1 protein-coding gene is annotated in these 2,999 nt (G+C 34.8%); it reads right to left on the bottom strand.

Annotated features, from left to right (window positions below; genetic code table 11):
* Positions 1-136 precede the first annotated feature (136 nt).
* Positions 137-268, bottom strand: coding sequence for a hypothetical protein (locus tag ES044_RS19305; protein ID WP_262713733.1), 132 nt, complete (start codon positions 266-268; stop codon positions 137-139).
* Positions 269-2,999: the final 2,731 nt, after the last annotated feature.

The raw sequence follows: 2,999 nt of genomic DNA, 5'->3' as shown, positions 1-2,999 counted from the left end.
AAAACAGCATCATAGAATTAAAAACTACCTATTTATAAAATCTAGAGCAGCCATTGTCTATAAAGCGATACTTTACAAAGACTATAGAGTTTGGTTTTTTAGAAGAGTAACGGATAGAAATTGGTATGAAGAAAAATTAATTCAGTTGGGTTACAAATAAGAATATTTGTTGTTTATCGATTTTCGTTAATCGACCATCGTCTTTCGTCCATCGTCTTTCGTCCATCATCTTTCGTCCATCATCTTTCGACCATCGTCTTTCGTCCATCGATTACCGTTTTTCGTTTTTCGACCATCGTGAAACGAACAAGTATTGGCTCTACGCCGTAAGCTATTGGCTTTGAGCTGAAATCGAACCACGTTTTTCGTTTATCGTTTGCCGTTTTTCGTTTACCGTTTTTCGACTATCGACCACCTATCTTGAAACGAACAACGACTATCGAGCATCGAATAACGAATTCATACTCAATGTCATTTCGACAAAGCGAAGTATGAGCGACGAGAAATCTTATGATCAATGAAATTCCTCAATCGCTTAAAACGGCTTGTTCTGGAATAACAAAAATAACAACGTCACTGCGAAGAATGAAGCAGTCTCATTAAAAAGAGTAAAGGTGTATTAAGGTGAGATTGCTTCGTGCCTGGCAAAGACAGTAGTTTATCTATTTCTTTTTTCTTTTCCATTGACCTTTCGACTTCGCTCAAGATAAATTCCAAGAAACAAAAATCTAGACTTATTTTATTTTTCTTAAATTCTACAAGATATTTCACTATCGAATCCAGACCGCAAGCTCTTTGGATTCTTGCTGTTTCATATCTTTTGAACTTATACAAAAAATAAAAGTATGTCGGTTTTAGATGCTGATTTTATAAATCGTTAATCGTCTTTCGTTAATCGATTATCGTTTACCGTTTTTCGTTTTTCGTCCATCGTGAAACGAACAAGTATTGGCTATGTGCCATAAGCTATTGGCTTTGAGCTAAAATCGAACAACGACCATCGTTTTTCGTTTATCGTTTACCGTTTTTCGTTTTTCGTACATCGTGAAACGAATAAGTATTGGCTATGCGCCGTAAGCTATGGGCTTTGAGCTATTGGTTTTGAGTTAAATCCCTAAATCGTACATCGATTATCGTTTACTGTTTTTCGTTTTTCGACCATCGTGAAACGAACAAGTATTGGCTATGTGCCATAAGCTATTGGCTTTGAGCTAAAATCGAACATCGAATAACGAACAACGTTCATCGTCTATCGTTTATCGTTTTTCGTACATCTTGAGACGAACAAGTATTGGCTATGGGCCATAAGCTATTGGCTTTGAGCTAAAATCGAACAACGACCATCGAATAACGAACAACGTTTTTCGTCCATCGTCCATCGTTTACCGTTTGTCGAACATCGTTTTTTGATTATCATCTATGGTGAAACCAACCACCAACCACCAACCACGAACCACGAATAACGAACAACGACCAACGAACCACAAACCACAAATAAAATTCTAAATAATAAAGCATTTCTAAAATCAGCCTTGTGATCTCAAGAAATAATGAACGATGGTATGGAAGTGTGTTCACTTAAATAAGGTACTTGCTCTTTTATTTTTCTTTTTTCTTTTCCATTGACCTTTCGACTTCGCTCAAGATAAATTCCAAGAAACAAAAATCTAGACTTATTTTATTTTTCTTAAATTCTACAAGATATTTCACTATCGAATCCAGACCGCAAGCTCTTTGGATTCTTGCCGTTTCATATCTTTTGAATTTATACAAAAAATAAAAGTATGTCGGTTTTAGATGCTGACTTTATAAATTGTTAATCGTTTTTCGTCCATCGATTATCGTTTATCGTTTACCGTTTTTCGTTTTTCGGCCATCGTGAAACGAACAAGTATTGGCTATGTGCCATAAGCTATTGGCTTTGAGCTAAAATCGAACAACGACCATCGAACCACGAACAACGTCTTTCGTCTATCGTTTACCGTTTATCGTTTACCTTTTTCGTAAATCGTGAGACGAACAAGTATTGGCTATGGGCCATAAGCTATTGGTTTTAAGCTAAAATCGACCAACGAACCACGAACCACGAACATCGAACATCGTTTTTCGAACATCGTTTTTTGATTATCATCTATAGTGAAACGAACCACCAACCACCAACCACCAACCACGAACCACAAACCACAAACCACAAACCACAAACCACAAATAAAATTCTAAATAAAAAAGCATTTCTTAAATCAGCCTTGTGATCTCAAGAAATAATGAACGGTGATATGGAAGTGTATTCACTTAAGTAAGGTACCTGCTCTTTTATTTTTCTTTTTTCTTTTCCATTGACCTTTCGACTTCGCTCAAGATAAATTCCAAGAAACAAAAATCTAGACTTATTTTATTTTTCTTAAATTCTATAAGATATTTCACTATCGAATCCAGACCGCAAGCTCTTTGGATTCTTGCCGTTTCATATCTTTTGAATTTATACAAAAAATAAAAGTATGTCGGTTTTAGATGCTGATTTTATAAATCGTTAATCGTTAATCGTTTTTCGTCCATCGTTAATCGTTTACCGTTTTTCGACTATCGACTAACTATCGCGAAACGAACCACAAACCACAAATAAAATTCTAAATAAAAAAGCATTTCTTAAATCAGCCTTGTGATCTCAAGAAATAATGAACGGTGATATGGAAGTGTATTCACTTAAGTAAGGTACCTGCTCTTTTATTTTTCTTTTTTCTTTTCCATTGACCTTTCGACTTCGCTCAAGATAAATTCCAAGAAACAAAAATCTAGACTTATTTTATTTTTCTTAAATTCTATAAGATATTTCACTATCGAATCCAGACCGCAAGCTCTTTGGATTCTTGCCGTTTCATATCTTTTGAATTTATACAAAAAATAAAAGTATGTCGGTTTTAGATGCTGATTTTATAAATCGTTAATCGTCTTTCGTTAATCGATTATCGTTTACCGTTTTTCGTTTACCGTTTTTCGTT

This window comes from Polaribacter sp. IC066 (assembly GCF_007997085.1).
In the GTDB taxonomy this organism is placed as follows: domain Bacteria; phylum Bacteroidota; class Bacteroidia; order Flavobacteriales; family Flavobacteriaceae; genus Polaribacter.
This window is presented reverse-complemented; position numbering and strand designations above follow the sequence as displayed.